The organism is Lysinibacillus sp. BNK-21, from assembly GCF_048684915.1.
In the GTDB taxonomy this organism is placed as follows: domain Bacteria; phylum Bacillota; class Bacilli; order Bacillales_A; family Planococcaceae; genus Lysinibacillus; species Lysinibacillus capsici.
In genome coordinates, this window is sequence record NZ_JBLQTS010000001.1 from 3,268,912 (window position 1) to 3,291,992 (window position 23,081).

A 23,081-nucleotide genomic window follows, 5' to 3' on the forward strand; every position below is an offset into this window, starting at 1 on the left:
TTAAATATAAATATATAACTCTCTTATTTGCCTTACAGTTGTATTTTATTCATAATAAAATCATCAATAAACCAATAATCTATTTGAATTGTTGTTTATACAACACTTTGAAGAAATTGTTTAAAAAGGAGTGTAAGTAATGACCTCATCTAAGACAGATCTTCGTGTTATACGGACTCGTAAATTAATCATGGATTCTTTCATTACACTTTCTAGTAAAAAAGAGTTCAAGGATATAACGGTTAAAGATATTACGACAGAGGCCATGATTAATCGTGCGACTTTTTATTATCACTTTGAAGATATATATGATTTGTTAGAGAAGGTCCTATCAGAAGTATTATTAATTAATTTGAATGATGACTTTCTAGAGCATAACGAACTTAATGAAGGAGCTTTCATTATTCTCTTTAAAGCGATAACTAATTTTCAAAAGTCATTGTCTAATCGTTGTCATAGAGGCTATGAAGAGACAATTGCTCGCATTATTAGAGAGCAGCTTGAAATTATCTTTTACAAAATGTTATTGAAACAAAATGTAACGACAGAGAACGAAGCGCTAAAAATGACTGCTGTAATATTAAGCTGGGGAATCTATGGCGCTTCTATAGAATGGAGAACTAGCAATCAGGAGATACAGCCCGAAGAATTTATCAAACCTGCAATTCCTTATTTAATGGCAGGTATTGATGGCAAAAATAAAAGTGAGTAAACACCTATGAAAGGCTATAAGTGTTTACTCACTTTTGGTGGTTTAGAGATTTTGTTGTTATGATTATCTTTTTATTTTTGGACAGGAGATACAATAATCATTTGCTTCATCAGAGGTATGATAATAGAAACAACATGTTTTTCTCAAGCGTACAGGTTGCTCCGATTCCATAATTGTCACTTTAGGACCACAGTAGTCCGTCAAAGGATTTTTTCTCTCTCCAAAAATGGAGCCTGGTGCTAGGTTTACAATATAGTGATAATCCTCTTGTATACGAGCCTTTTCTTGCTCACTGGCTCCTTCCCCTATTTTCGTTTCATAGAGCCAATTCACATAAATAGCTGTGTTTTCCCATAAGATTGTTTTTGGAATTTTACTTATTTTTGCTAATGACTGCCAAACCTTCGCTAAATTATTCGCAAAGATTTCTCTAAGAACCTCATCTCGCCATTTTTCACGGTCTTCAGTAGGTATTGACACTGTGCGATCAATTAGCCGAATAGTAGGAAGCCAAGGTTTTGAAGATTCCGCTTCTACCCACATATTTTCAATTCTGCAATGTAGTCCTTTATCGTATCTGGACATAGCATAGAAGGCTGAAGCTATCGTTAAGACGCTATAGCGCTTCGCAAACAACGATGCCGTAACTAGGATAGAAGGCGATTGAAAGAAATGGGCAATTTTTTGTAAATAATCTAGAGCTTGTTCATTGTCCAATAAATTTTTGGCATATAAAGAGTATGTAGCATCTACTGCAGGCTCTATCGACAATCGATACTCTCTTAGTAACACGGATGTTTCTTCAGCTGACAGTGATAGGCTCAACAGACCCCTACCTCCTCTAATTCCACTGTTTGAACTGTTCGCCCCTTGCCATGTGGCACACATAAAGGTGTCCCAAAGAGCGGATCTTTAATAACGGTACAATCCATACGAAAAACAGCCTGGACCATCTCTGCTGTCACCACTTCCTCTGGCTTGCCTTGGGCATAAACCTGTTTATTACGTACCGCCACAATATGATGGGCATAGCGACAGGCTAAGTTTAAATCGTGTAATACCATAACGACGGTACGCCCTTCCTTGTCATTTAAATCAAATAGTAAATCTAAAATTTCTACTTGATGAGCCATATCTAAATAAGTTGTAGGTTCATCTAGTAAAATAAGATCTGTTTTTTGCGCTAATGTCATAGCAATCCATACACGTTGTCGCTGACCACCTGATAATGCATCTACTGGACGATCGGCAAATTCAGTCATCTGCGTTACTGCAAGCGCATTGTTTACAATTTTTTCATCCTCCATAGACCATTGCTTTAACCAACTTTGGTGTGGATAACGACCTTGCTTAATCAATTGCTGAACAGTTAATCCTTCTGGTGCAACAGGGCCCTGCGGTAGAATAGCTAAACGTTTCGCTACCTCTTTCGTTGAAATGGCATCTAGTTTATTCTCATCTAAAAAAATTTCACCCGACTTCGCTTTTTGTAATCGTGCAAATGTCCGAAGTAGTGTAGATTTTCCACAACCGTTAGCCCCAACTAGTACTGTAATTTTTCCTTTTGGTATTTGAAGATTCAAATCCTCTAAAATAAGATTTTCTCCATAGCTTACATGTAAATTTTGTGCTTCTAAGACATGTTTCAAATTCCTGTCACCTTCTTCTCCCGCTTTTAACTTTTTTATCATGAAGCTTTATTGATTGCGCGTTCTAAATAATAAATAAATAAAGAATGGTGCGCCAATTGCAGCAGTAAAGACTCCTGTAGGTAAGTCCTTTGGTAAAAAGGCTGTGCGTGCCACCATATCAGCCACAATGACAATGATTCCACCTATAATAGCTGTCACAGGAATTAATCCTGCAAAGGAACGCCCAACAAGCATTCTGCTCATATGAGGAGCCACTAATCCAACAAAGGCGATGCCACCAGCAAAAGCTACTGCAGAACCAGCTAGCATGACACTAATGAGTAGAAAAAGTAAACGATACACTTGTACTTTTACTCCTAGCCCTATCGCTATTTCATCGCCTAATTCCTTCACATTCACCGTTCTTGCTAAAATAAATGTTAGTGGCACTAAAATGACTAGCCATGGTAATAGCAAAAAGACATCCTGCATATTGGCCCCATACAAACTACCTGTCAGCCATAAATAGGCTTTCGTTGTAGCGGCTACATTACTGATTACAAGCAGCATCGTCACAACCGCCTTTGCTAAAGCTGAGATGCCAATTCCAATTAGTACCATTCGAATTGGTGTGACTCCTTTTCTCCATGATAGTAGGTAAATGATGAAGGAGACAATACCAGCACCTAATATAGCAGCTAACGGTAAAAATTGAATGCTGACTGATCCCATAAAGTACACAATAAAAATAATTGCCCCCATCGATGCTCCGCTCGTTATACCAATAATATCTGGGGCAGCAAGAGGATTACGGATAATTCCTTGTAAAATTAAACCGGCCACTCCCAGCGCAGCACCAACTAATAAGGCCATCAACACACGCGGGAGCCTTAATGTATGTAAGACAAAATCGTAATCTCCATTGCCATAGCCTAATAATTCTTTCACCACAGTGACAGGATGGATAAACTCGCTCCCCGCAGATAAACCAAGAACCGTTATGAGGACTAATAATAAGCTTAAAAGTAGTAGAATCCAAGCCGTTCTTTTAGCAATTTGAAAAGATATACGATTAGTTTTCGTTCGAACCGACACATAATTAGGCATTTTTTGCTAACCCCTTTCGTGCAATATAAATGAAGAAAGGAGCTCCGATTAAGGCTGTCATGACACCAATCGGCATTTCCAATGGCATAATCACATATCTTGCCGCAATATCAGCCAACAGTAGCAATATTGCTCCCAACACGGCACTGTAGGGAATAATCCAGCGATAATCCGTGCCAACAAGATGGAGCGCCATATGAGGGACAATCAAGCCAATAAAGCCTATTGAACCTGCAACAGCTACTGAACTGCCTGCCAGTATGATAATAATTATGCCTAGTGTGATTTTCGTGAGCATTGTTCGTTGTCCTAATCCTTTGGCAATATCATCTCCTGATTGTAAAATATTGATTGAACGCCCCATAAATATTGCCACAACTGTCACTCCTAAAATAAACGGTAGGACAGGCACGAGCATTTCAATACTACGCCCCGATACAGAACCTGCTAACCAAAACAGGACACTTTGTAAACCTTGTTCATCGATGACTAAAAGCCCCTGCGTAAACGAGACAAATAGAGCTGTAATCGCTGCACCAGCTAATACTATTTTTATCGGTGTTAACCCATCTCTTCCTAATGAGCCTAGGAAAAAAACCATCGCCCCCGCTGCACCTGCCCCTAAAAAGGCAATCCACATATAGCTCATTAAAGATTGAACGGAAAAAAGAGTAATAGCACTGACAATAAAAAATATGGCCCCTGCATTAATACCTAAAATATCAGGAGCTGCTAAAGGATTTCTTGTTAATGCTCGCATTAATGCGCCCGCAATGGCAAGGCTTGCGCCAACTACTGTAGCGATCACAGCTCTTGTAAATCTAGATGTTCGAATAATGACATGCTCCTTGTTAGCAGCATCAAAATGAAAAATAGCATCATAGATTGACGAAAAAGGTATGGATGTTTGACCAATAGCTATGCTGAATATAAATGCCAGCAAAAGAATCAAACAGCTGATGAATAAACCTATTTGTTTCATCGGTGTACTGGAAAGAATAATTCTCATGTTATGCCAACTTTCTTGATCCACGATTTAGCTTATGTAGGTTTCAATTATGCTCAAACACTACAATGAGAGGGCTGTTATTCAAGTATTCTCTAACACTTTTAACAGCCCATCCTTCATTCACTATTTTTCTAATTCAAACTTGTCATAAATATCATCTAGCATTAAATTAGCACTAGTAATACCACCTGCTAGATTCCAATTAATTTCATCTACCTGATAAACTTGATTCGCTTTCACTGCGTCAAGCTCTTTCCAAAGTGGATGGTTTGTCCAATCTTCATAAGTTTTTTTCACTGTCTCATCATTTTCCATAAACATATAAATAACATCAGCATTCATTTGTGTGATGCTTTCCTTGTCAGTTAGCTTCACAATTTCTAAAGAATCATCTGTTAAATTTTTAGGACCTTGGAATCCAAGCTCAGATAAAATAGAACCCGCATAACCTGTCACATAAATACGAGCATGGTCTGCTCTGAAGTTGACAACAGAGACATGGAATGGCCATTTATCGCCAAGCTTCTCTTTGATTTTTGTTTGGAAATCAGCTACTCGTGTATCCCAATCGCCAAGTAATTCATTCACCTTATCTTCTTGATTCATTGCTTGACCCATCATTTCAGCTGTTCCTTTGAAATCGAAAACCGTTTCATGAGCAACTGTTGGTGCAATCTGCGATAACTGATCATAAATTTCTTCATGACGTACTTTAGAAGCAATAATTAAATCTGGTTTAAGCTTTGCAATTTCTTCAAGGTTTGGTTGTGTTTCTTGTCCTACAATTGCAACGCCATCAAGCTCATTCTTCATATAATTATAAACAGGCGCTTCTGCCCAAGATTCTACTACCCCAACTGGTTTAATGCCCATAGCAACTGCAACATCTGTTGCGCCTTGATATAGTGTAACGATTTTTGTAGGTGTGCCTTCAATCGTTGTAGTACCCATTGCATGTGTAATCTCACGACTAGAAGATTCTGATTCAGTGTTGCTTTCTTCTGCTTTGTCGTTCTCTTGTGAACTACTGGAGTTCGATGTTTTCTCCCCACATCCAACTAATAATAACGTGAAGGTTAATAGTAGTGTGAAAAGTATAAAAAAGTTCTTTTTTTGCAGTGATAATTTTGGCATACATTTCCTCCTAAGAAATAATCGACAACGATAATCATTATCAATTAAAGAGTATACTGTACGATTGTTTTATTGACAATATCTATTTTTTCAAAAAACATACTTTTTTAATAAAAAGTTTTACATTATGACGCTAGGAAGAACGTTATTTGAAAAACCTATTCATCGTGTTGAAAACCAAGCATTTGGATGGTTGTTAGACTCATTATCTTCACTTTGAAAATATGTGCTATTTTGTTCACTACTGTTAGACATGAAAGAAGTTTTGCAGCATGATCAGGGGAGGATCATCGCCCTTTGGAAAGGACGATGATGGAACGGAAAACGCCTCGCCCTGCGAAATTGCTTTTCCTGCCGTTGACATCATCATTTTCAACAATATGTCATGCTTTCATTTCACTCAAAGACGTAGGCAAATTGATTATAGATTTTCTACTATTTTAGTTACTTGTTAGATTTACCTATGCATTAATAGGCAAATAAATAGACCCTATCGACGTATATCTCATATCTTAATAATGAACTACAACTTATCAAAACAGGAGGTAATAACATGTTTCAACGAAGACGCCATCCGGCAAAAGGTCCTCACTGCTGTCCGCCACAAATGATGCCAATGCAATATGATCCACCACAATTTTTACCACCAGAGCAATATGTACGCACAAATTATATCCATACAGTTGTTCCACACGTACAACCTGCACATGTTACAACAGTGAACAAACATATGATTGATCATCAGTATTATTTCCCATGCACAGAATCTGTCGTGAATGAATGCTGTGAAACACATACAATGTGCGGTATGCCACCTAACCCTTGCCATATGCCACACCATCATAAACATATGCGCTAATACTAAAATAACGATGGGGTTGTCATATGACCCCATCGTTCCTAATATGTTCAGAAAAAAACCGAGTACCCTTTATCAGGCACTCGGTATCTTTATGATTAATACATTTTTAAATATTGATCGCGTTCCCATTGATGAACAGTTGTACGGTACATATCGAACTCGATTTCTTTTGCTTCTTTAAAGTTTGCATAAATATGCTCACCTAATGCTTCCTGTGCTACTTGATCTTTAGCAAGTAATGTTAGTGCATCATCAAGTGCTGCAGGTAGGTTTTCAATACCATTTGCTTGACGCTCTTCTTCCGACATCACATAGATGTTGCGGTTAATAGCAGCAGGTGGTGTTAGGCTTTGACGAATACCTTCAAGACCTGCTTCTAAAATAACAGCCATCGCTAAATATGGGTTTGCAGAAGGGTCTACAGAGCGTACTTCAACACGAGTTGAAAGGCCACGTGCAGATGGAATACGAATTAATGGTGAACGGTTTTGTGCAGACCATGCTACATAACATGGTGCTTCATAACCTGGTACTAGACGTTTATAAGAGTTAACTGTTGGGTTTGTTACAGCTGTGAAACCTTGTACGTGTGCAAGAACACCCGCCATGAATTGCATAGCTGTTTCAGAAAGACCTAATTCTGTAGATTCATCATAGAACGCATTTTCTTTGCCTTTAAATAGTGACACGTTAAAGTGCATACCAGAGCCTGCTTCACCAAATAGTGGTTTTGGCATAAATGTAGCGTGTAAGCCATGTTTACGAGCGATTGTTTTAACCACTAATTTGAATGTTTGGATGTTATCACATGCAGTAACAGCATCCGCATATTTAAAGTCGATTTCGTGTTGTCCTGGAGCTACCTCATGGTGTGATGCTTCAATTTCAAAGCCCATTTCTTCTAGCTCTAACACGATATCACGACGGCAATTTTCACCAAGATCTGTTGGCGCTAAATCGAAATAACCACCATGGTCATTTACTTCTAATGTTGGTTCGCCTTTTGCATCTAATTTGAATAAGAAGAATTCTGGCTCAGGCCCTAAATTGAAGCTTGAGAAGCCCATTTCTTCCATTTTTTTAAGAATTCGTTTTAGGTTGTTACGTGGGTCACCAGCAAACGGTTCGCCTTTCGCAGTGTATACATCACAGATAAAACGTGCTACTTTCCCTTTTTCAGAAGTCCAAGGGAATACTACGAAAGTATCAAGATCAGGATATAAATACATATCAGATTCTTCGATTCGAACGAAACCTTCAATAGATGAGCCATCAAACATCATTTTATTTTCCAGTGCTTTGTCTAATTGACTTACAGGAATCTCAACATTTTTGATAGTGCCAAGAATATCTGTAAATTGTAAACGAATAAAGCTTACGTTTTTTTCTTCGATGAGACGTTTAATGTCCTCTTTTGTGTATTTACCCACAGTTTTCCACACTCCTATAATTTGTCTAGCTTTTATGTTTACCCTACTCTATTTATTAATAGAATCGAGATAAATCCCCTCTTCGGATGGACGATTTTTGCATGCGCTGTGCTTGACGCATTTCTTCGCGCATAATTTGGCGTAATTCTGAATCACTTAAATCTTGCTCATCAGTTGTTGCAACAGGATTTTTCTTTTTAGCAAATATTTTTTTAATCTTCGCCATATTCATACCCTGTTCTAAGTAATCTTTAACCTCAAGCAATGTGTCGACGTCATTTAGTGAAAACATACGTCGATTGCCTTCTGTTCGGTGCGGCTCAATTAAATGGTGTTCTTCATAATAACGAATTTGTCTTGCCGAAAGCTCTGTTAATTGCATCACGATACTCATCGATAATAACGGCATAGTTCGTCTAATTTCACGACTCATTTAAGTCCTCCTCCAATACCCGCTTATCATATAACGAAATTTTTTTACTGTCAACCAACCATGTAAGGTTATCTAACATGGTTGGCACTATTTTTTTCAATTCGATTAAAAATTGTAAAAAACTATTCATATTTAGGCTTTATCTATTGTCTTGTTATGCTTTTTGAATGGCTTGAACCGCACTGCAAATAGCAAATTTTACGTGTTCGTATGTTAGTCCGCCCTGGATAAATGCTGTATATGGAGGTCGTATTGGGCCATCCGCTGTTAGCTCAATGCTGGACCCCTGAATAAATGTTCCAGCTGCCATAATGACATCATCTTCATAGCCTGGCATATAGGCTGGTTCAGGAGCATAATGGGCATTTATCGGTGAGTTCGCTTGTATTTCACGACAAAAGTCAATCATTTGCTGTGCTGTTTGGAACGATACTGATTGAATTAAATCTGTACGCTTCGCGTGATAGCTTGGAGAAGTGCTCATGCCGATTTCCTCAAGCATTGCAGCTGTAAATATTGCCCCTTTTAGTGCTTGCGATACAACATGTGGTGCTAGGAAAAATCCTTGATAAAAATCACCTAGTGTATTTAATGTGGCCCCCGCTTCTGCTCCAATACCTGGAGATGTCATACGATAGGCACATTTCTCCACTAAATCTGCTCGGCCAGCAATATAGCCACCAATTTTAGCCAAGCCTCCACCTGGATTTTTAATGAGCGAGCCTGCCATTAAGTCAGCACCGACCTCTGTAGGTTCCTGCGCCTCTACAAACTCGCCATAGCAGTTATCTACAAAAATAATAGCTTTCGGAGCTAATTTACGTACCTTTACACACATTTCTGCAATTTCTTCAATTGTAAAGGATGGACGTGTGGCGTAGCCTTTTGAACGCTGAATCGCAATCATTTTGGTTTGTGCTGTAATGGCCTCTTCAACACCTGCCCAATCAATAACCTGATTATCTAGTAAATCCACATGTCGATAACCGATTTTATAATCTTTCAGTGAACCTGTATCTTTATCACCACCATCGACAATGGATTGCAATGTATCATATGGCTGACCAGAAATATAAAGCAGCTCATCACCAGGACGCAAAACACCGAATAGACTAAGCGTGATTGCATGTGTGCCTGAAATAATTTGTGGTCGGACTATGGCTGCCTCTGCACCAAATACCTCCGCATAAACACGCTCTAGATTATCGCGCCCCTCATCATCATAGCCATAGCCGTTTGATGGGTGTAAATGATAATCACTTACTTGATGCTTTCTGAAAGCTGCTAGCACCTTCTGCTGATTGTAGAACGCCATTTCTTCTACATTGGCATGATAAGGCCGAACTTGCTCCTCTACTTTTGCCGCTAACGATAGCGTTTCTGTTGATAAATTTGATGTAAACGTCATTCTTTCTTCTCCATTTCACAATGTCTCGCATTTCAATCAGTAAGATTTATTGACTATCTAAATTGACTTCAATCACTCTAGAATTCCCTAACCAACTACTGGTATATGAACGCTTTTGACGAATGTTTTTCTTTATTTTAATCACATTTTATCAATTTGTATGTGCACCTGTAAAACTTGCCTATTGTTTCTAAGAGGATTTTACGCTAAGCTAATGTGCGGACTCATTTCAAGATGCGTATTTAATGACCGATTTTGGCTATTAAATTCATAGATTCTGTTACGTAAAAAGTCTTTTAACTTTTAATAAAGTTTATTTATTGATAGAAGGGGTGAAAGGGATGGCTTGGGAGGTTTTTAGTATTATAGGAACAATTGCCTTTGCTATTTCTGGGGCAATTATTGCCATGGAAGAAGAATACGATTTATTCGGTGTATATATACTTGGTATTGTGACTGCTTTTGGTGGAGGAGCTATCCGAAATTTACTCATTGGACTACCTGTCACAACACTTTGGGGACAGGATATGATGTTTCAAATAGCGCTTGCTGCGATTACGATATTCTTTATTTTTCCGCATCATCTGATTCAACATTGGCATCGTTGGGGTAACTTCACAGATGCGATTGGCTTATCAGCATTCGCTATTCAAGGCGCACTCTATGCTGTTAAGCTTGATATGCCAGTAAGCGCAGTCATTGTAGCTGCTGTTTTGACAGGTTCAGGTGGGGGTATTGTACGAGATTTATTAGCTAGAAGAAAACCATTAGTTCTCCGTGATGAAGTTTATGGTGTTTGGGCAGCTCTTGCAGGATTGCTAATCGGATTCGAGGTTTTTACAGGAGACATTTTCCTTTATATTTTATTCGCAGTGATTACAGCTTTACGTATTCTTTCCTATATGATGAAGTGGCGCTTGCCATTACGAAAGTTAAATCGTGCATAAACACCATTCAGCCAATGACCAAAAATTAAGTCATTGGCTGTTTTATTGTTTTTATCTTTTTAACAACTGCATTGATTCTTCTAAAGTCGCCATGTTTTTCATCATCGAGCAAGCTGCATCTAAAATAGGAAAGGCTAAGGCTGCTCCAGAACCTTCGCCTAAACGCATATTCATGTGCAACATTGGTTCAATGCCTAGTAAGGCAGCGGCAATTTTTGCCCCTGGTTCCTCTGAAGCATGGGAAGGAATGATATAATCGATTACTTTTGGTTCGAGCTTATAAGCAATGAGGGCTGCTATAGTTGAAATAAATCCATCAATGACAACGGGTTTACGATGGGCAGCAGCGCCAAGAATAATACCTGTCATCGCCCCTATCTCTAACCCTCCAACCTTAGCCAGAACATCAATAACATCATTTGGATTAGGCTTATTTAAGGTAATTGCTTTTTCAATAACTGCTGCTTTATAGGCAATGCCTCCTTGGCCTACTCCTGCACCAAACCCCGTTACTTCGATAGGGTTGCATCCCGTTAAAACAGCTAATATCGCAGCACTTGGTGTTGTATTGCCGATGCCCATTTCTCCAGTCCCAAGTACATCAGCACCTTTTATGATTTCCTCAGTGGCCACACGGATTCCTACTTCTATCGATTGAATGGCTTCTTGTTTGGCCATAGCTGGACCATGTGCCATGTTATCTGTACCATATTTAATTTTATGAATAATGACACCTGCATCAAGTGGAATATCTTCTTTTACACCCACATCTACTGTGACCACCTTTGCATTGGTAATCCCCGCAATCGCACAAACGCCTGTACCCCCCTTAGGAAAATTTAATGTTTGAAAGACCGTAACATCTTGTGGATTCGTGGTTACACCTTCCTCGTAAACACCATGATCTGCAGCACAGACAATCATCACTTTTTTGTCGACCATCGGATATAATTGTCCTGTTATACCAGAGAGCTGTACGGCAAGTGATTCTAGTTTACCTAAGCTACCTGGGGGCTTACAAAGCGCATCAATCCGCTTTCTAGCTTGCTCCATACTTTTCATATCAGCCCCCTGAATGTTTTGAATTGTGTCTTGTAATAATTGCATGATTATTTCTCCTCTCGTTCTCATAAGACAAAATAAAAAGTCTGTAGTTTATTGTCATGACAAATAAACTACAGACTTTTCCATCATCTATATCTTCTATAGCATGTAGGCAGGTCTCCTGGCTCAAGTTCAACACCTCATAGTACCTTCCCAGCAATTTGCTAGTGGCATACACTATGAAATTCCCTTATACAGTGGCGGGTCCGCTAAAGCTTTTCACTTTATTCCCTATTCTCCCTAATGGGCACCTATTGCTTTTATGTAATTTCTTTTAATTTACTACAAAGCTTTCTTGCTATCAATACGAAACAATTAAAGTAAAGTATTTTTATTTGGAGCTATTTCACATAGTTCCTATAACTATTGAATAGAAACCAATATTGTTAGCGAGTCAATATAGTTTAAAATGAATACACTTTGCCCCTTCAAATGACTATTCTCAAAAAAAGATGAGCCTATACCGGGATGGCTAATGCCAAACATAAGTAAAAGAATAGATTTAACATCGATATACATGATTTAAAATTTACTAGTTACTAAAGTCTGAGAAATAACATTGTTAAAGAAAATTGCAGAATTTTTTTAACAAGCTCTTTTAACACACACAATTTGTCAACTCTCTTCTGGTTCCTACTTTCTACGTGTTTAGCCTATAAAGAACGAATCTACAGTACATCATTCTTTCTATTTTTTTATGGATCGATATTTAGCAGGTGTCATACCAACATATTTTTTAAATACTTTACTAAAATATTCTTCATTGCTATAACCTACTAATAAAGCAATTTCATTATTTCTTTTATCACTATAATCTAATAGCTGCTTAGCTTTGTTAATTCTAAGTTCATTTAATAGGTGGATAAAATTTTTATCAATGCTTTTTTTTATTAATATACTTAAATTTGCTTGGCTTTTGTTAAAGATGTTTGATAAATAATTCAAATCTAGTTGCGGATCATCAAAATGCGTATAAATATAATCGACTATTTTTTTACCTAAATTATCCCTATTGCCATGTAAGTTAAGTATTTTATCGACGAGTGGCATGATATAGTTATTTACTATTTTTGATAAATTGGCTTCTTTAATCATTTGATGTTGGATACCAATTATTTTTTGAGCGCGATGATATGTTTCCAAGCAATTGAAATAGATGCTATATTGTAATAAAAACATAATCATGATTTCTAACCTCTGCTGAAAATCAATATTTATATTTTGTAAAACCACAATAAATTCTTTTAATTTTAATTCATCTGTAAAGATTTGATTATCAAAAATGGATTTTCTTTTATTTAGCACAGTGCTATCAGTATTTAGATGCCTCTTTAGAAGCAACTCCAGCACAGCTTGATTTAAATCATGTAAGTCTTTTTTTGGAAGAACAATATGATTATGCTGACTATATGACAATACAAAATCGGTATTCATAATCTCAATATGTTCCCCAAAAATATTAAAGTAAAATAACTCATGAGCATGTGAAATTCCGATATTTTTTGTTTGATTTATACTAACCATAAAGTATTCAAATGAATAGATACTACAATCTGTCATTTGTTGATCAAAGGCCAATAGTAAATTTAATAATTGATTATATTTAATTGCATAATCTACTTGCTTTTTCATGCTCAATGCTTCCATCGTTTGTGATAGCTTTAGCTTTAGGTTTTTATAATCGATTGGCTTTAAAATGTAATCCTCAGCTCCAATTTGAATAGCACTTTGTAAATATTGAAAATCGTCATAGCCAGATAGAAAAATCACCTTAAATTGATGAAACTTTTTTAGCTCCTGAACAGCCTCTATTCCACTTATCCCGGGTAAATTAATATCCGATAAAACAATATCTGGAGCAATTTCTTTAGCTGCCAGCAGCATATCCTCCCCCGTTGTATAAGAATAAACACGTAAGGATTCTATAAAATTTCTGTTAATAAAAAAGCTTAAACCCTCTCTAATAAAGTTTTCATCTTCTACAATAAAAAGATTCATAGAGCTCACCTCACCGTTAGAAGATATTATTTCTTATATGGTAACAAAATTCTCGACACAAAGTATTGTTGCTCATTGACTAGCACCATTACACCATATGCTTCTCCATATTTTATCTTTAAACGCCTATTTACATTTTTTAAACCAATACTGCCTTCGTGATTTTCTTCATTCATTTTATCATTTAGCATAGCTATTCTAGCAGTATCCTTATATTCGCTCTTATTATAAGTTTCAATTATTACATAATTCTTTTTTCGATAAATTTTGATATTTATTGATAGAGCTTCTTTATGGTTGTAACCATGCTTAAAAATATTTTCTACAATTGGTTGGAGTGTAAATTTTAAAATAGCATTTTGTAATAAATCGTTTTCTTCTATTTGAATGTCAAATAGTAAATAAGAGATTCTTATTTTCATAATATTAATATATTCTTCAATAATCTCTAGCTCTTTTTCAATGGTTGTTTCATTTTCACTGTTGCCCGTATTATATCTAAAAAGCTTTGCAAGCCCAACGCTCAATGTAGAAATTTCCTCAACCTCATGAATCATGGCTAATTGATTAATATTATCTAAGGTATTGTAAAGAAAATGAGGATTAATTTGGCTTTGTAAATTATTCAATTGCGCTTCATAGTTTTCTCGAACATAGCCTTTTTCCTTTTCTACCATATAAGCAATGGTTTGGTTTAATTCATGACTGGCAATATCTAACTCATCATTAATCCAAACATGCTTTTTCTCTTTATCTTCAAAATGATAAATTGCTTTTCTATAAGAGGTAATACGTTCAATAAGCATTTGTAACGTTGTGCTTATTTTATTGGAATATAAAAAGGTGATGATGGTTAGCAGTAAGGTAGAAGCAATTGCAAAAGCCATTAAATCCTCCTTTTTATTATTTACCTCTTTAAAAATGGAGTCAGACGTAGCAATGACAACATAGTAACAATTATTAAAGGAATCAAATGAATACATTAGAATTCGTTCTACATTCAAATAATCAATTTTATAGTAATTGGTTTTCTGAGGCTCCAGTTTAAGAAAATACTCCTCATGCTCTGATATATGGGAATTTGTGCTGAATTTTATATCTTTTTGCTCTGTTAATAAAAGAAAATCAGAGTAGCTTCCCCAAATAGAATTTAACACTTCATGATATACTTTTGTACTTGCTTGATTACTCTCAAAAGACGAATTAAAATAATGAATTTTTTTTAATACCTCTAGCCTTGTTTCTATTAAAAGTTTCTTTTGATATTCGCCAACATTATTTATATAAATTATGGTCATCATAAAATACGGTAAAATAAATACAACAAGGGTAAGAATAAGATATTTATATTTTAACGATAAATACATCATTCTCACCCTTTCAAGCTTCTTAGCAATGTTCCTCTTCCCAGATCGACTGGCCGCTTGAAACACCACCATCAATGACAATTTCACTACCCGTAATATAGGAAGCATCCTCGCTCCCTAGATAATAGACTAAGGATGCAATTTCCTCTGGACGTCCTAATCTTTTTAAAGGTACATATTTTACCTGATCCTGAGGTGTCTTATTTGATTTTTGTGCTGCATATTCAATCATCTGTGTTTGGATATATCCTGGATGAATGGAGTTTACTCTAATAAAAGGTGCAAATTCCATCGCTGCGTTTTTTGTAAGTGTTCGAATAGCACCTTTAGTAGCCCCGTATATTCCTAAACCTTTTGCTCCAAAAAAGGCTGCATTGGACGATGCATTAATAATCGAGCCATTTTCCTGTTTATACATAATAGGTGCAATATATTTTAATGCTAAAAAGCTACCCTTAACATTAATATCAAACATAGACTGATACTCTTTTTCTGTAGTTGTAGTAAGATCATTCATGACAAATATTCCAGCGTTATTAAACAATACATCAATTTCATAGCCTTTGTCATGTATATATCTTTGTAATGATTTCCATTTATTTTCATTTGTAACATCCAATTCTATAAAATCAACCTGAGCACCATAAATATCACTTAGCTTGCTACCTTCCGCTACATTAATATCACATGCAAGGATATGAAAACCCTCCTGGTAAAATTTATCGAGAGTAGCTCTGCCAATGCCAGCAGTAGCCCCTGTAATGAGAATACGCTTCGTCATAAATACCTCCATTAATAATTTTTATTTCGCAATCCAACCACCATCAATCACTAGCTCACTGCCTGTTACAAACTTCGCTTCATCAGTCGCTAAATATAAAACACCATAGGCTACATCTATAGGATTTCCAAGTAATGGCAAAGGCGTTACTTCTTTCATCCATTTCGCTTTTTCGTTATTCTCAAAAAGATCTCGTGTCATTTCCGTTTTAATCATGCCAGGGTGCACAGAATTTACCCGTACATTATATTCTGCTAAATCCATTGCTGCTGCCTTTGTTAAGCTTCTGACAGCTCCCTTTGAGGCATGATAAGACACATAGCCCTTTTCGCCAATAATTCCATAGACCGAAGAGATATTAATAATACTTCCCGCTCGCTGCTTTATCATATGCTCAGCACATTTTCTAACACCCAAAAAAGTACCTGTCGCATTAATGGTCATAACCTTATTCCAGCCCTCTAAATCTTCCTGTATAATTGAGTTTCTTGAGGGAATGCCAGCATTATTTACTAAAATATCTATACGTCCAAACAATTGAATGGCCTTTTGGATAACGCTATCCCACTCTGCTTCAGAGGATACATCATGCTTATGCATAAAAAGATGATCACTTCTCGGGTAGCGCTTCATCAAAAGGTCCAATGCCTCCCCGTTTATATCTGTGGCAACTACTTTCGCTCCCTCTTGTAAAAACAATTCAGTCTCTGCTAACCCTTGTCCATTTCCTGCACCTGTAATGATTGCTACCTTATTGTGTAAGCGCATTTTATTCATCCTCTCTATTTCTGAATCTTCGAACGACCATAAAAATCGATCATAACAGCGACAATAATAATGGCACCTTTAAAAATTGATTGCCAATACGTACTGATGGAAAGACTATCAAAAACATTTGAAATCATGATTAAAATACTTCCACCAATAAATGTTCGCCAAATTGCACCCTGCCCCCCTGAAAGGGAAGTGCCTCCAATAACGACGGCAGCTATTACATCCAAAACAATTGATTCTCCTATATTTGCCTGCCCCTGTGCAAGTCGAGAAGATAAAATGATACCACTCATTGAGGCACATAGACCACAGATGATATATGTGCTAATGATTAGGCGATTTGTCTTTAAACCTGCTAATCTACTAGCCTCACGGTTTCCTCCTACAGCATAGAGAGCCTTTCCATATAGCGTGTAAGAGAGAATTATCCCTAGCGTAATAAAAATAGCAGCTAGAATAATGACTGAAACGGGGATTGGTCCTAAATAATGCGAACCAAAAAACTTATAGGCTGGGTCTTTTACAAAAAATGGCTGTGCCTTTGAGTATACTAATGCAAAGCCAGTGAAAATAGAGCCTGTTCCTAGTGTGGCTACAAAGGGAGGAACTTTCAAATAAGTGATTAACACACCGTTTAACAAGCCTGCAATGAGACCAATGGATAGACCGACTATCACAGCTACAAAAATAGACGTGCTATCAACTAAGCTTGCAGCTACAACAGCCGTTGCAGCGTATAATCCCCCGATGGACATATCTAAGCCGCCAGTGATCATAACATAGGTCATTCCAGCAGCCATGATGCCAATAATGGCTAATTGACTTAGCATATTTAATACATTTGTAGGATTTAAAAACCCATTGTAAACAATCGATGAAATAATAATTAGCACTACAAATGCGAACACTACTCCATATCTAAATCCAAAATTCTTGATATTTCCAAAATTCAGAATTTTGTTGCTATAAGAAGTCAAATTCTGCTCTTCAGATAGTTTGTTCATCATGTATGGTGACTCCCTTCCAAAAACGTTGATTCAACGATTTTTTTAACACTAATATCTTTCCCCGTTAATTCATTAACAATTTCCCCTTTAGATATAACAAGTACACGATTGCTAACAGCAACTACCTCTTCTAGCTCTGAGGAAATAATAATGATACTCATACCTTGCATCGCTAACTCCTTTAATTTACGTAATACATCTAATTTAACGCCAACATCAATCCCTCTAGTAGGTTCATCAACTATTAAAACCTTTGGGTTAACACTTGTAACCTTTGACAGTAAAACCTTCTGTTGATTTCCACCCGATAAATTTTTAACAATGGAGTTAATTGGTCGTGTTAACTTAAACTCTCGAATATATTGTTGCGCAAGATTTTTAGATTTTTTAGTAGATAAAAAACCATAGGAACCAATACGTTTTAAATCAATTAGATGAATGTTTTCATGTACTTCAAAACCTAGATGAAGACCTGTTTTTTTCCGATCCTCTGGAGCTAATACAATTCCATATCCCATTGCTTGTCTTGGTGTAGAAGGAATTTTAAGAGACTCACCTTGTAATTTAAGCGTTCCCCTACAGCCTTCTCCTAGCCCATAGAGCGTGTGAGCAATTGCACTTCTGCCTGAGCCCACTAACCCACCCAATCCTAAAATTTCTCCCCGCTTTAATGTAAAGGAGATATTTTTTAAAAAGTGGAAGCTCTCCAAATTTTCAACCTCTAATACAATCTCCTCTGAAGGAATTTGATGAGGATACTCCTGCATTAAGATTTCTTTAAAATCGCTGTCAATTTCCTCACCAAGCATGGCATGAACAATTTTTTGCTTTGTCCAACCCTCTATGTCCCTATGCTCTGTAACTACACCATTCTTTAATACCGTAAATGAATCACAAATTTTCATAATTTCATCTAGATGATGGCTAACGTAAAGGATGGTGATTCCTCTTTTTTTCAATTCCATTAAAGCCTCTAATAAAGCCTCTCTCTCATTCTGTGCTAAAGAAGAAGTAGGCTCATCCAAAATTAATATTTTGGAATCTAAATTTAAACATCTCATAATTTCAAGAATTTGCTGATCAGCTACAGATAAATCAATGGCATAAGAATTTGGTGAAATATGGGTATTTAAAAGCTTGCTCAATTCATAAAATCGTTCTAACCGTTTTTTTCGATTAACCAAAATCGACTTGCCTTCCTTAAAGCCAAGAAATACATTATCTAAGGCAGTCATATTCGGTATGATGGTTAATTCCTGAAAAATTGTGGCAATGCCAGCCTCTCTCGAACTATAAGGATCACCATAATGCAATTCATTTTGCTCAATAAAAATGTTGCCTTCTGTAGGCTTAATTCTACCTGAAAGCATGCCAATAAGCGTTGATTTACCTGAGCCATTTTGCCCAATAAAAGCGTGACAATGACCCTTTGATATTGTGATGTTAATACTCTGATTAGCAAAAAATTCTCCATATTTTTTTGATAAATTAGTGATATTGATAATGGGTGTCGCCTTTATCATAAAATCACTCTCCTCCTGATAAAGCAAGCACACAAGGTGATTAAATAGAATCTGTGAACTTGCCCTATATTTTCACGATGGCTTACATCTAATATTCTGGTAACCCTTTTGTCTCAAAATCTCCGATATTATTTTTATTTACATAAGGTGTGCCTGGTAAGATTTCCTCTTGTGTTAAATCATAAAAGGATTGATAATCCTTTCCTTCAAAATGATTTTTAATCGCTTCCATTCCTCTTTGTACCTCTTCTTTTGGAAGCATAATAACGGTTTGTTCAATATCACCATTTCTAATTGCTTCAAAGGACCACTCGTCCCCGCCAAAATCATAAATTTTCACTTTTCCTTTTTTACCAGCAGCATTCACAGCCTCTACAACCCCTGCTGACATACCTGAATAGTTTGAAAAAATAACCTTCAAGTCAGGATGAGCCTGCAAAGCGTTTTGTGTTACTTGGAACGCTTGATTTGCAGTGTAATCAGTTGAATATGGGCCAATGATTTGCCACTTATCATTATCGGCTATCTCAAGCTCCATGCCTTTTATATTGTTTAAATAAGGGGTCCCAGTAGACGGTCCACCAATAATGGCAATTTTCCCACCACCTGGATTGTTTGCAACAATATCCTTATAAATATCTTGATAAACATTTACACCTTGTCCACCGACAAACGTAAGGGTTCCCTCAGCAGCATCATCAACAGCTCCGCACAATTCAATATTGATAGCTGAAACGGCAATATTCGCAGGGAGAACTGAGCTTTGAACCAAATCACATAGCTGATTGCCATCCACTGCTTCAATTAAAAAGGCGTCAAATTTTTTTTGTGCTACAGCATTTTGGAGCTGGTTAAGCTGGTTAAGTGGATCAAAGCCGCCATCAAATATTTCAATTTTCCACCCGTATTCCTTTGCCACCTTTTCAGCCTCTTTAATGCCTGTTTGTAAATAATTATTACTAGCTCCTGCTGAGAAAAAGGCAATTGTTTTCTGATCGTCAGAGGATTGCTTGTCCTCTGAGCTGCCTGAATCATCCGTACTACTACATGCCACCAACATGATCATAACTACGAATAAACACACTGTTAACCATTTCTTCATAAAAACACCTCTTACTTATTATATTTTTGATATATATCATTTCTCCGTTTTCTATCATGATAAGTAGTAGCAACACCATTTTTTCGTTTGTCATATAACGTATCTATTTCTAGTATAGAAGTAATAACCTCAAAATCGCTTGTCGTACATTCTTCCATTATCCCGTTAGGTGTCCATGGTAGCTCACAAGGGGATAAATTCGAAGAATATCCAAATCCTGTTTCTATAACCCCATCCACCTCCCCAATAATAGGGGAATGAATAACGTATAACTGATTTTCAACACATCTTGCTTCAGCACAATGACGAACACGCCAAAAACCATGCTTAGTAAATGTATAGGAAGGACAGAAAATGATGTCCGCTCCTTGTCTACTATAAATTGTCGCTATTTCAGGTATTTCAATTTCATAGCAAATAGCTACCCCAATTCTTACTGGTCCAATATCAAATGTTTCAAGTGTATCGCCTTCTTTTGTATCCCAACTCGATTCTGCTGGGAAAATATGCGTTTTTCTATGCTTAGCATAATTCCCTTTTCCATCAAAAATATAAGCTGTATTATAAATATATGATCCTTCCTGCTCAAGCGTGGAGCCAGCAATAATAATTTGATTTCTAGCTTTAGATAATGTGTTAAACAGCTCAATATACTCATTTAAAAAATTAGCAAGCTTACGATTATCTTGACTTGTAAATGTGTGATAATCGTCATAAGTTGTTAATAGACCAATTGTTACGAGTTCAGGGAATAAAACATAATCACTTTCTAAAGGAATATCTTTAAAAATTCGTTGGACCGTATTGGCAAAATCCTCAAAAGATAAATAGCTTTCAAATTTAAATTGAACATTCGAAACCTTTACTTGCATGGATTTATTTCCTCCTTTTTGTCTGATCATTTAATTTGCACTTTCCTCGTATGCCGAGCAAATATTTGCAAGTGTTGTAAACCAAGCTCCATTCTCTTCCATGTATCGAATTAGCTTTTCTAGCATCTGTATATTATGTGCTCGTCCTATTGTTTGAGGATGAACGGTTAAAATATAACATGCCCCCTCTACATGCTCGACTGCATAATCGAAAATAGATTGCCAACGCTCATATACTTCTGTGTTTGAACGAAGACCCTCTCCCCCGCCAATCACATATTCTTGAGTTGGAAAATCATCTAAATACCATGAAACAGGAATTTCAATAATATCACTTGGAGGACCAAACGTGTTGCCATTGTCAAAATCGACATTTACTTCTCTTGGACGATATGGATATAAATCATTCCCCATTAAACTACTATCATATTTAAAATTATATTTTTCTAATAGCTTTAATGTATTTGGGCTGTAATCCCACGCTGGTGAACGATAGCCTACAGGTTCAATCCCGACTCGTTTTAAGGCCTCTAATCCCTTTAACATAATAACTTCCTCTTGCTCATAGCTCATATTGGTTGGATTTTCATGTGCATAGCCATGATGGCATATCTCATGTCCAGCTTTAATAATGTCTTTAACCGTCTCTGTGTGTGTATCTATCGTATGTCCTGGAATACAAAATGTTGTTTTAATATTATATTTCTCAAATAAATTCAATAATCTTGGCACACCGACCTCAGCTCCAAATTCCCCTCTTGCCAAATAGGCTGGAGATGTTTGACCAAACGTGCCATACCATACAGATGCTGCATCAAAATCTACACCAATGTTTACGGCAACTTTTTTTCCCTCAGGGATTCTCACTCTACCTGTACTTTGCATATCAATTCCTCCTTTGTTTAACTACAACAAAAATATACATAATTCTGATTATTTTTAAAAATGCAAAAATTTAAAAAGCAGTTATTTTTTAAATAAAACAAAAAATAGCTGCTTTTTTGCATCAATCTTCTAATTGGTGATTCTTATGTATTTTCTTAAGGAATTTTATAATGACTAGTATGATTATTCCCTGTCTTTTCCGACTGCAACGCTTTTGCAATAGGGTAGAATATTGTTACTTGATATACTAAAAAAGCCCTCGCATACTAACTCGAAGGCTTAAAAATCTAGCTATTTAAATTCTAATTCTCCATCATAAGCCAGCATGCCGCCTTCAAGGTTTGTTACATCAAATCCTTGTGCCTCTAAGTAAGCACACGCATTGGCAGAACGAGCTCCAGCCTTACATACAATAATATATGGCTTTTCTACATCTAATTCCTCTAAACGTTCAGGGATAGTTCCGAGTGCAATATGTTGAGCACCTGGGATCATGCCATGGGCTACTTCATCCTCTTCACGTACATCGATAATATATAGGTCCTCATTTGCATCTAACAGATCTAATAATTGTGTTGTTTCCATTGTTTTCATAAACTTTGTCCTCCAAAATATCAAATTCCACTATCATTATAGCTTGTAGCAAAAAAAACAGCCAGTGTGAGAACACTAACTGTTTAACAAACTTATTATACTTCTGTCTCTAAAAACTCTATTTGTTTTGCTGGTACGAATGTAGAAATGGCGTGCTTGTAGATTAGGTGCTGCTTATTTTCAGCATCAAGTAGTAATACTGTAAAATTATCATATGATTTCACAGTCCCTTTTAACTGAAATCCGTTTAACAGAAATACAGTTACAAAAACACTGTTTTTACGTAGTTGGTTCAAGAACGTATCTTGCAAATTGATTGATTTCATCAAATAGCCTCCCTACTAACTTTCTACCTCTTCATTCCTATAGTAGCATGTTCTACCAATTTATCAATTAGTAAT

Annotated in this window: 23 protein-coding genes and 1 riboswitch; of the genes, 3 read left to right on the plus strand and 20 right to left on the minus strand. The window is 36.5% G+C overall.

Annotated features, from left to right (window positions below):
- Positions 1-139 precede the first annotated feature (139 nt).
- Positions 140-712: a TetR/AcrR family transcriptional regulator gene (locus tag ACMGGO_RS16815; protein ID WP_420282079.1), complete on the plus strand. Its 573-nt coding sequence runs from the start codon at positions 140-142 to the stop codon at positions 710-712.
- A 63-nt stretch (positions 713-775) separates the two neighbouring features.
- Here the strand turns inward: ACMGGO_RS16815 and ACMGGO_RS16820 are convergent, their stop codons facing one another.
- From ACMGGO_RS16820 to ACMGGO_RS16840, 5 genes are all read right to left on the minus strand, one after another.
- Positions 776-1,537 (minus strand): IucA/IucC family C-terminal-domain containing protein, encoded by a 762-nt coding sequence (locus tag ACMGGO_RS16820; RefSeq protein WP_112117543.1) that lies wholly within the window; start codon positions 1,535-1,537, stop codon positions 776-778.
- On the minus strand, positions 1,534-2,403 hold the full coding sequence (locus tag ACMGGO_RS16825; RefSeq protein WP_259419278.1) for an ABC transporter ATP-binding protein: 870 nt from the start codon (positions 2,401-2,403) through the stop codon (positions 1,534-1,536). Before ACMGGO_RS16825 ends, ACMGGO_RS16820 begins: the two co-directional genes overlap by 4 nt.
- A gap of 6 nt (positions 2,404-2,409) precedes the next feature.
- Positions 2,410-3,450, minus strand: a complete 1,041-nt coding sequence (locus ACMGGO_RS16830) for a FecCD family ABC transporter permease (protein WP_066036575.1) — start codon at positions 3,448-3,450, stop codon at positions 2,410-2,412.
- Positions 3,443-4,459, minus strand: a complete 1,017-nt coding sequence (locus ACMGGO_RS16835) for a FecCD family ABC transporter permease (protein ID WP_112117540.1) — start codon at positions 4,457-4,459, stop codon at positions 3,443-3,445. Before ACMGGO_RS16835 ends, ACMGGO_RS16830 begins: the two co-directional genes overlap by 8 nt.
- 123 nt (positions 4,460-4,582) lie before the next feature.
- Entirely contained in the window at positions 4,583-5,593 is a 1,011-nt protein-coding gene (locus ACMGGO_RS16840; protein ID WP_420282080.1) for an ABC transporter substrate-binding protein, read from the minus strand.
- Between the two features lie 553 nt (positions 5,594-6,146).
- Between ACMGGO_RS16840 and ACMGGO_RS16845 the strand changes: the two genes are divergently transcribed.
- On the plus strand, positions 6,147-6,452 hold the full coding sequence (locus ACMGGO_RS16845; RefSeq protein ID WP_016991980.1) for a CotD family spore coat protein: 306 nt from the start codon (positions 6,147-6,149) through the stop codon (positions 6,450-6,452).
- A 98-nt stretch (positions 6,453-6,550) separates the two neighbouring features.
- Here ACMGGO_RS16845 and glnA read toward each other — a convergent pair whose 3' ends face one another.
- The 3 genes from glnA to ACMGGO_RS16860 all read right to left on the minus strand — a co-directional run bounded on the left by glnA (position 6,551) and on the right by ACMGGO_RS16860 (position 9,726).
- Positions 6,551-7,885, minus strand: coding sequence for a type I glutamate--ammonia ligase (gene glnA / locus ACMGGO_RS16850; RefSeq protein WP_004225810.1), 1,335 nt, complete (start codon positions 7,883-7,885; stop codon positions 6,551-6,553).
- 55 nt (positions 7,886-7,940) lie between these two features.
- Positions 7,941-8,318, minus strand: coding sequence for a MerR family transcriptional regulator (locus tag ACMGGO_RS16855; protein ID WP_004225812.1), 378 nt, complete (start codon positions 8,316-8,318; stop codon positions 7,941-7,943).
- A 154-nt stretch (positions 8,319-8,472) separates the two neighbouring features.
- Positions 8,473-9,726, minus strand: coding sequence for an aminotransferase class I/II-fold pyridoxal phosphate-dependent enzyme (locus ACMGGO_RS16860; RefSeq protein ID WP_420282081.1), 1,254 nt, complete (start codon positions 9,724-9,726; stop codon positions 8,473-8,475).
- Between the two features lie 341 nt (positions 9,727-10,067).
- On the opposite strand from ACMGGO_RS16860, the gene ACMGGO_RS16865 reads away from it, so the two are divergent.
- Positions 10,068-10,673, plus strand: coding sequence for a trimeric intracellular cation channel family protein (locus tag ACMGGO_RS16865; protein WP_004225816.1), 606 nt, complete (start codon positions 10,068-10,070; stop codon positions 10,671-10,673).
- A gap of 51 nt (positions 10,674-10,724) precedes the next feature.
- Here the strand turns inward: ACMGGO_RS16865 and cobT are convergent, their stop codons facing one another.
- The 12 genes from cobT to hfq form a co-directional block, all read right to left on the minus strand.
- Positions 10,725-11,780, minus strand: a complete 1,056-nt coding sequence (gene cobT, locus ACMGGO_RS16870; RefSeq protein WP_420282082.1) for a nicotinate-nucleotide--dimethylbenzimidazole phosphoribosyltransferase — start codon at positions 11,778-11,780, stop codon at positions 10,725-10,727.
- 90 nt (positions 11,781-11,870) lie between these two features.
- Positions 11,871-12,047, minus strand: a riboswitch (cobalamin riboswitch).
- A gap of 417 nt (positions 12,048-12,464) precedes the next feature.
- Positions 12,465-13,775 (minus strand): response regulator, encoded by a 1,311-nt coding sequence (locus ACMGGO_RS16875; RefSeq protein ID WP_112117535.1) that lies wholly within the window; start codon positions 13,773-13,775, stop codon positions 12,465-12,467.
- 26 nt (positions 13,776-13,801) lie between these two features.
- Entirely contained in the window at positions 13,802-15,142 is a 1,341-nt protein-coding gene (locus tag ACMGGO_RS16880; RefSeq protein WP_288584043.1) for a sensor histidine kinase, read from the minus strand.
- A 22-nt stretch (positions 15,143-15,164) separates the two neighbouring features.
- Positions 15,165-15,923: an SDR family NAD(P)-dependent oxidoreductase gene (locus ACMGGO_RS16885; protein ID WP_181574654.1), complete on the minus strand. Its 759-nt coding sequence runs from the start codon at positions 15,921-15,923 to the stop codon at positions 15,165-15,167.
- Positions 15,924-15,944: 21 nt separating this feature from the next.
- A complete protein-coding gene (locus ACMGGO_RS16890; protein ID WP_420282083.1) occupies positions 15,945-16,691 on the minus strand; it encodes an SDR family NAD(P)-dependent oxidoreductase in 747 nt (248 codons plus the stop codon).
- Between the two features lie 14 nt (positions 16,692-16,705).
- On the minus strand, positions 16,706-17,704 hold the full coding sequence (locus ACMGGO_RS16895; RefSeq protein ID WP_112117531.1) for an ABC transporter permease: 999 nt from the start codon (positions 17,702-17,704) through the stop codon (positions 16,706-16,708).
- Positions 17,701-19,227 carry a sugar ABC transporter ATP-binding protein gene (locus ACMGGO_RS16900; RefSeq protein WP_112117530.1) on the minus strand — a complete coding sequence of 509 codons (1,527 nt, stop codon included), beginning with the start codon at positions 19,225-19,227 and terminating at the stop codon, positions 17,701-17,703. The genes ACMGGO_RS16895 and ACMGGO_RS16900 overlap by 4 nt, the downstream gene beginning before the upstream one ends.
- Before the next feature lie 88 nt (positions 19,228-19,315).
- On the minus strand, positions 19,316-20,329 hold the full coding sequence (locus ACMGGO_RS16905; RefSeq protein ID WP_112117529.1) for a sugar ABC transporter substrate-binding protein: 1,014 nt from the start codon (positions 20,327-20,329) through the stop codon (positions 19,316-19,318).
- Positions 20,330-20,340: 11 nt separating this feature from the next.
- Positions 20,341-21,201, minus strand: a complete 861-nt coding sequence (locus ACMGGO_RS16910; protein WP_257961774.1) for a nitrilase-related carbon-nitrogen hydrolase — start codon at positions 21,199-21,201, stop codon at positions 20,341-20,343.
- Positions 21,202-21,231: 30 nt separating this feature from the next.
- A complete protein-coding gene (locus tag ACMGGO_RS16915; protein WP_319840032.1) occupies positions 21,232-22,086 on the minus strand; it encodes a polysaccharide deacetylase in 855 nt (284 codons plus the stop codon).
- A gap of 291 nt (positions 22,087-22,377) precedes the next feature.
- Positions 22,378-22,680 (minus strand): rhodanese-like domain-containing protein, encoded by a 303-nt coding sequence (locus tag ACMGGO_RS16920; protein WP_009371183.1) that lies wholly within the window; start codon positions 22,678-22,680, stop codon positions 22,378-22,380.
- Positions 22,681-22,775: 95 nt separating this feature from the next.
- Complete coding sequence (hfq, locus tag ACMGGO_RS16925; RefSeq protein ID WP_004225825.1) at positions 22,776-23,006, minus strand: RNA chaperone Hfq; 231 nt, start codon at positions 23,004-23,006, stop codon at positions 22,776-22,778.
- Between the last annotated feature and the right edge of the window lie 75 nt (positions 23,007-23,081).

What these genes read in the sequence shown, in the direction of transcription:
- ACMGGO_RS16815 (WP_420282079.1), top strand. Translation starts at nt 140, where the DNA reads ATGACCTCATCTAAGACAGATCTTCGTGTTATACGGACTCGTAAATTA.
- ACMGGO_RS16825 (WP_259419278.1), bottom strand. Translation starts at nt 2,403, where the DNA reads ATGATAAAAAAGTTAAAAGCGGGAGAAGAAGGTGACAGGAATTTGAAA.
- ACMGGO_RS16830 (WP_066036575.1), bottom strand. Translation starts at nt 3,450, where the DNA reads ATGCCTAATTATGTGTCGGTTCGAACGAAAACTAATCGTATATCTTTT.
- ACMGGO_RS16835 (WP_112117540.1), bottom strand. Translation starts at nt 4,459, where the DNA reads ATGAGAATTATTCTTTCCAGTACACCGATGAAACAAATAGGTTTATTC.
- ACMGGO_RS16840 (WP_420282080.1), bottom strand. Translation starts at nt 5,593, where the DNA reads ATGCCAAAATTATCACTGCAAAAAAAGAACTTTTTTATACTTTTCACA.
- ACMGGO_RS16845 (WP_016991980.1), top strand. Translation starts at nt 6,147, where the DNA reads ATGTTTCAACGAAGACGCCATCCGGCAAAAGGTCCTCACTGCTGTCCG.
- ACMGGO_RS16855 (WP_004225812.1), bottom strand. Translation starts at nt 8,318, where the DNA reads ATGAGTCGTGAAATTAGACGAACTATGCCGTTATTATCGATGAGTATC.
- ACMGGO_RS16860 (WP_420282081.1), bottom strand. Translation starts at nt 9,726, where the DNA reads ATGACGTTTACATCAAATTTATCAACAGAAACGCTATCGTTAGCGGCA.
- ACMGGO_RS16865 (WP_004225816.1), top strand. Translation starts at nt 10,068, where the DNA reads ATGGCTTGGGAGGTTTTTAGTATTATAGGAACAATTGCCTTTGCTATT.
- cobT (WP_420282082.1), bottom strand. Translation starts at nt 11,780, where the DNA reads ATGCAATTATTACAAGACACAATTCAAAACATTCAGGGGGCTGATATG.
- ACMGGO_RS16875 (WP_112117535.1), bottom strand. Translation starts at nt 13,775, where the DNA reads ATGAATCTTTTTATTGTAGAAGATGAAAACTTTATTAGAGAGGGTTTA.
- ACMGGO_RS16880 (WP_288584043.1), bottom strand. Translation starts at nt 15,142, where the DNA reads ATGTATTTATCGTTAAAATATAAATATCTTATTCTTACCCTTGTTGTA.
- ACMGGO_RS16885 (WP_181574654.1), bottom strand. Translation starts at nt 15,923, where the DNA reads ATGACGAAGCGTATTCTCATTACAGGGGCTACTGCTGGCATTGGCAGA.
- ACMGGO_RS16890 (WP_420282083.1), bottom strand. Translation starts at nt 16,691, where the DNA reads ATGCGCTTACACAATAAGGTAGCAATCATTACAGGTGCAGGAAATGGA.
- ACMGGO_RS16895 (WP_112117531.1), bottom strand. Translation starts at nt 17,704, where the DNA reads ATGATGAACAAACTATCTGAAGAGCAGAATTTGACTTCTTATAGCAAC.
- ACMGGO_RS16900 (WP_112117530.1), bottom strand. Translation starts at nt 19,227, where the DNA reads ATGATAAAGGCGACACCCATTATCAATATCACTAATTTATCAAAAAAA.
- ACMGGO_RS16905 (WP_112117529.1), bottom strand. Translation starts at nt 20,329, where the DNA reads ATGAAGAAATGGTTAACAGTGTGTTTATTCGTAGTTATGATCATGTTG.
- ACMGGO_RS16910 (WP_257961774.1), bottom strand. Translation starts at nt 21,201, where the DNA reads ATGCAAGTAAAGGTTTCGAATGTTCAATTTAAATTTGAAAGCTATTTA.
- ACMGGO_RS16915 (WP_319840032.1), bottom strand. Translation starts at nt 22,086, where the DNA reads ATGCAAAGTACAGGTAGAGTGAGAATCCCTGAGGGAAAAAAAGTTGCC.
- ACMGGO_RS16920 (WP_009371183.1), bottom strand. Translation starts at nt 22,680, where the DNA reads ATGAAAACAATGGAAACAACACAATTATTAGATCTGTTAGATGCAAAT.
- hfq (WP_004225825.1), bottom strand. Translation starts at nt 23,006, where the DNA reads ATGAAATCAATCAATTTGCAAGATACGTTCTTGAACCAACTACGTAAA.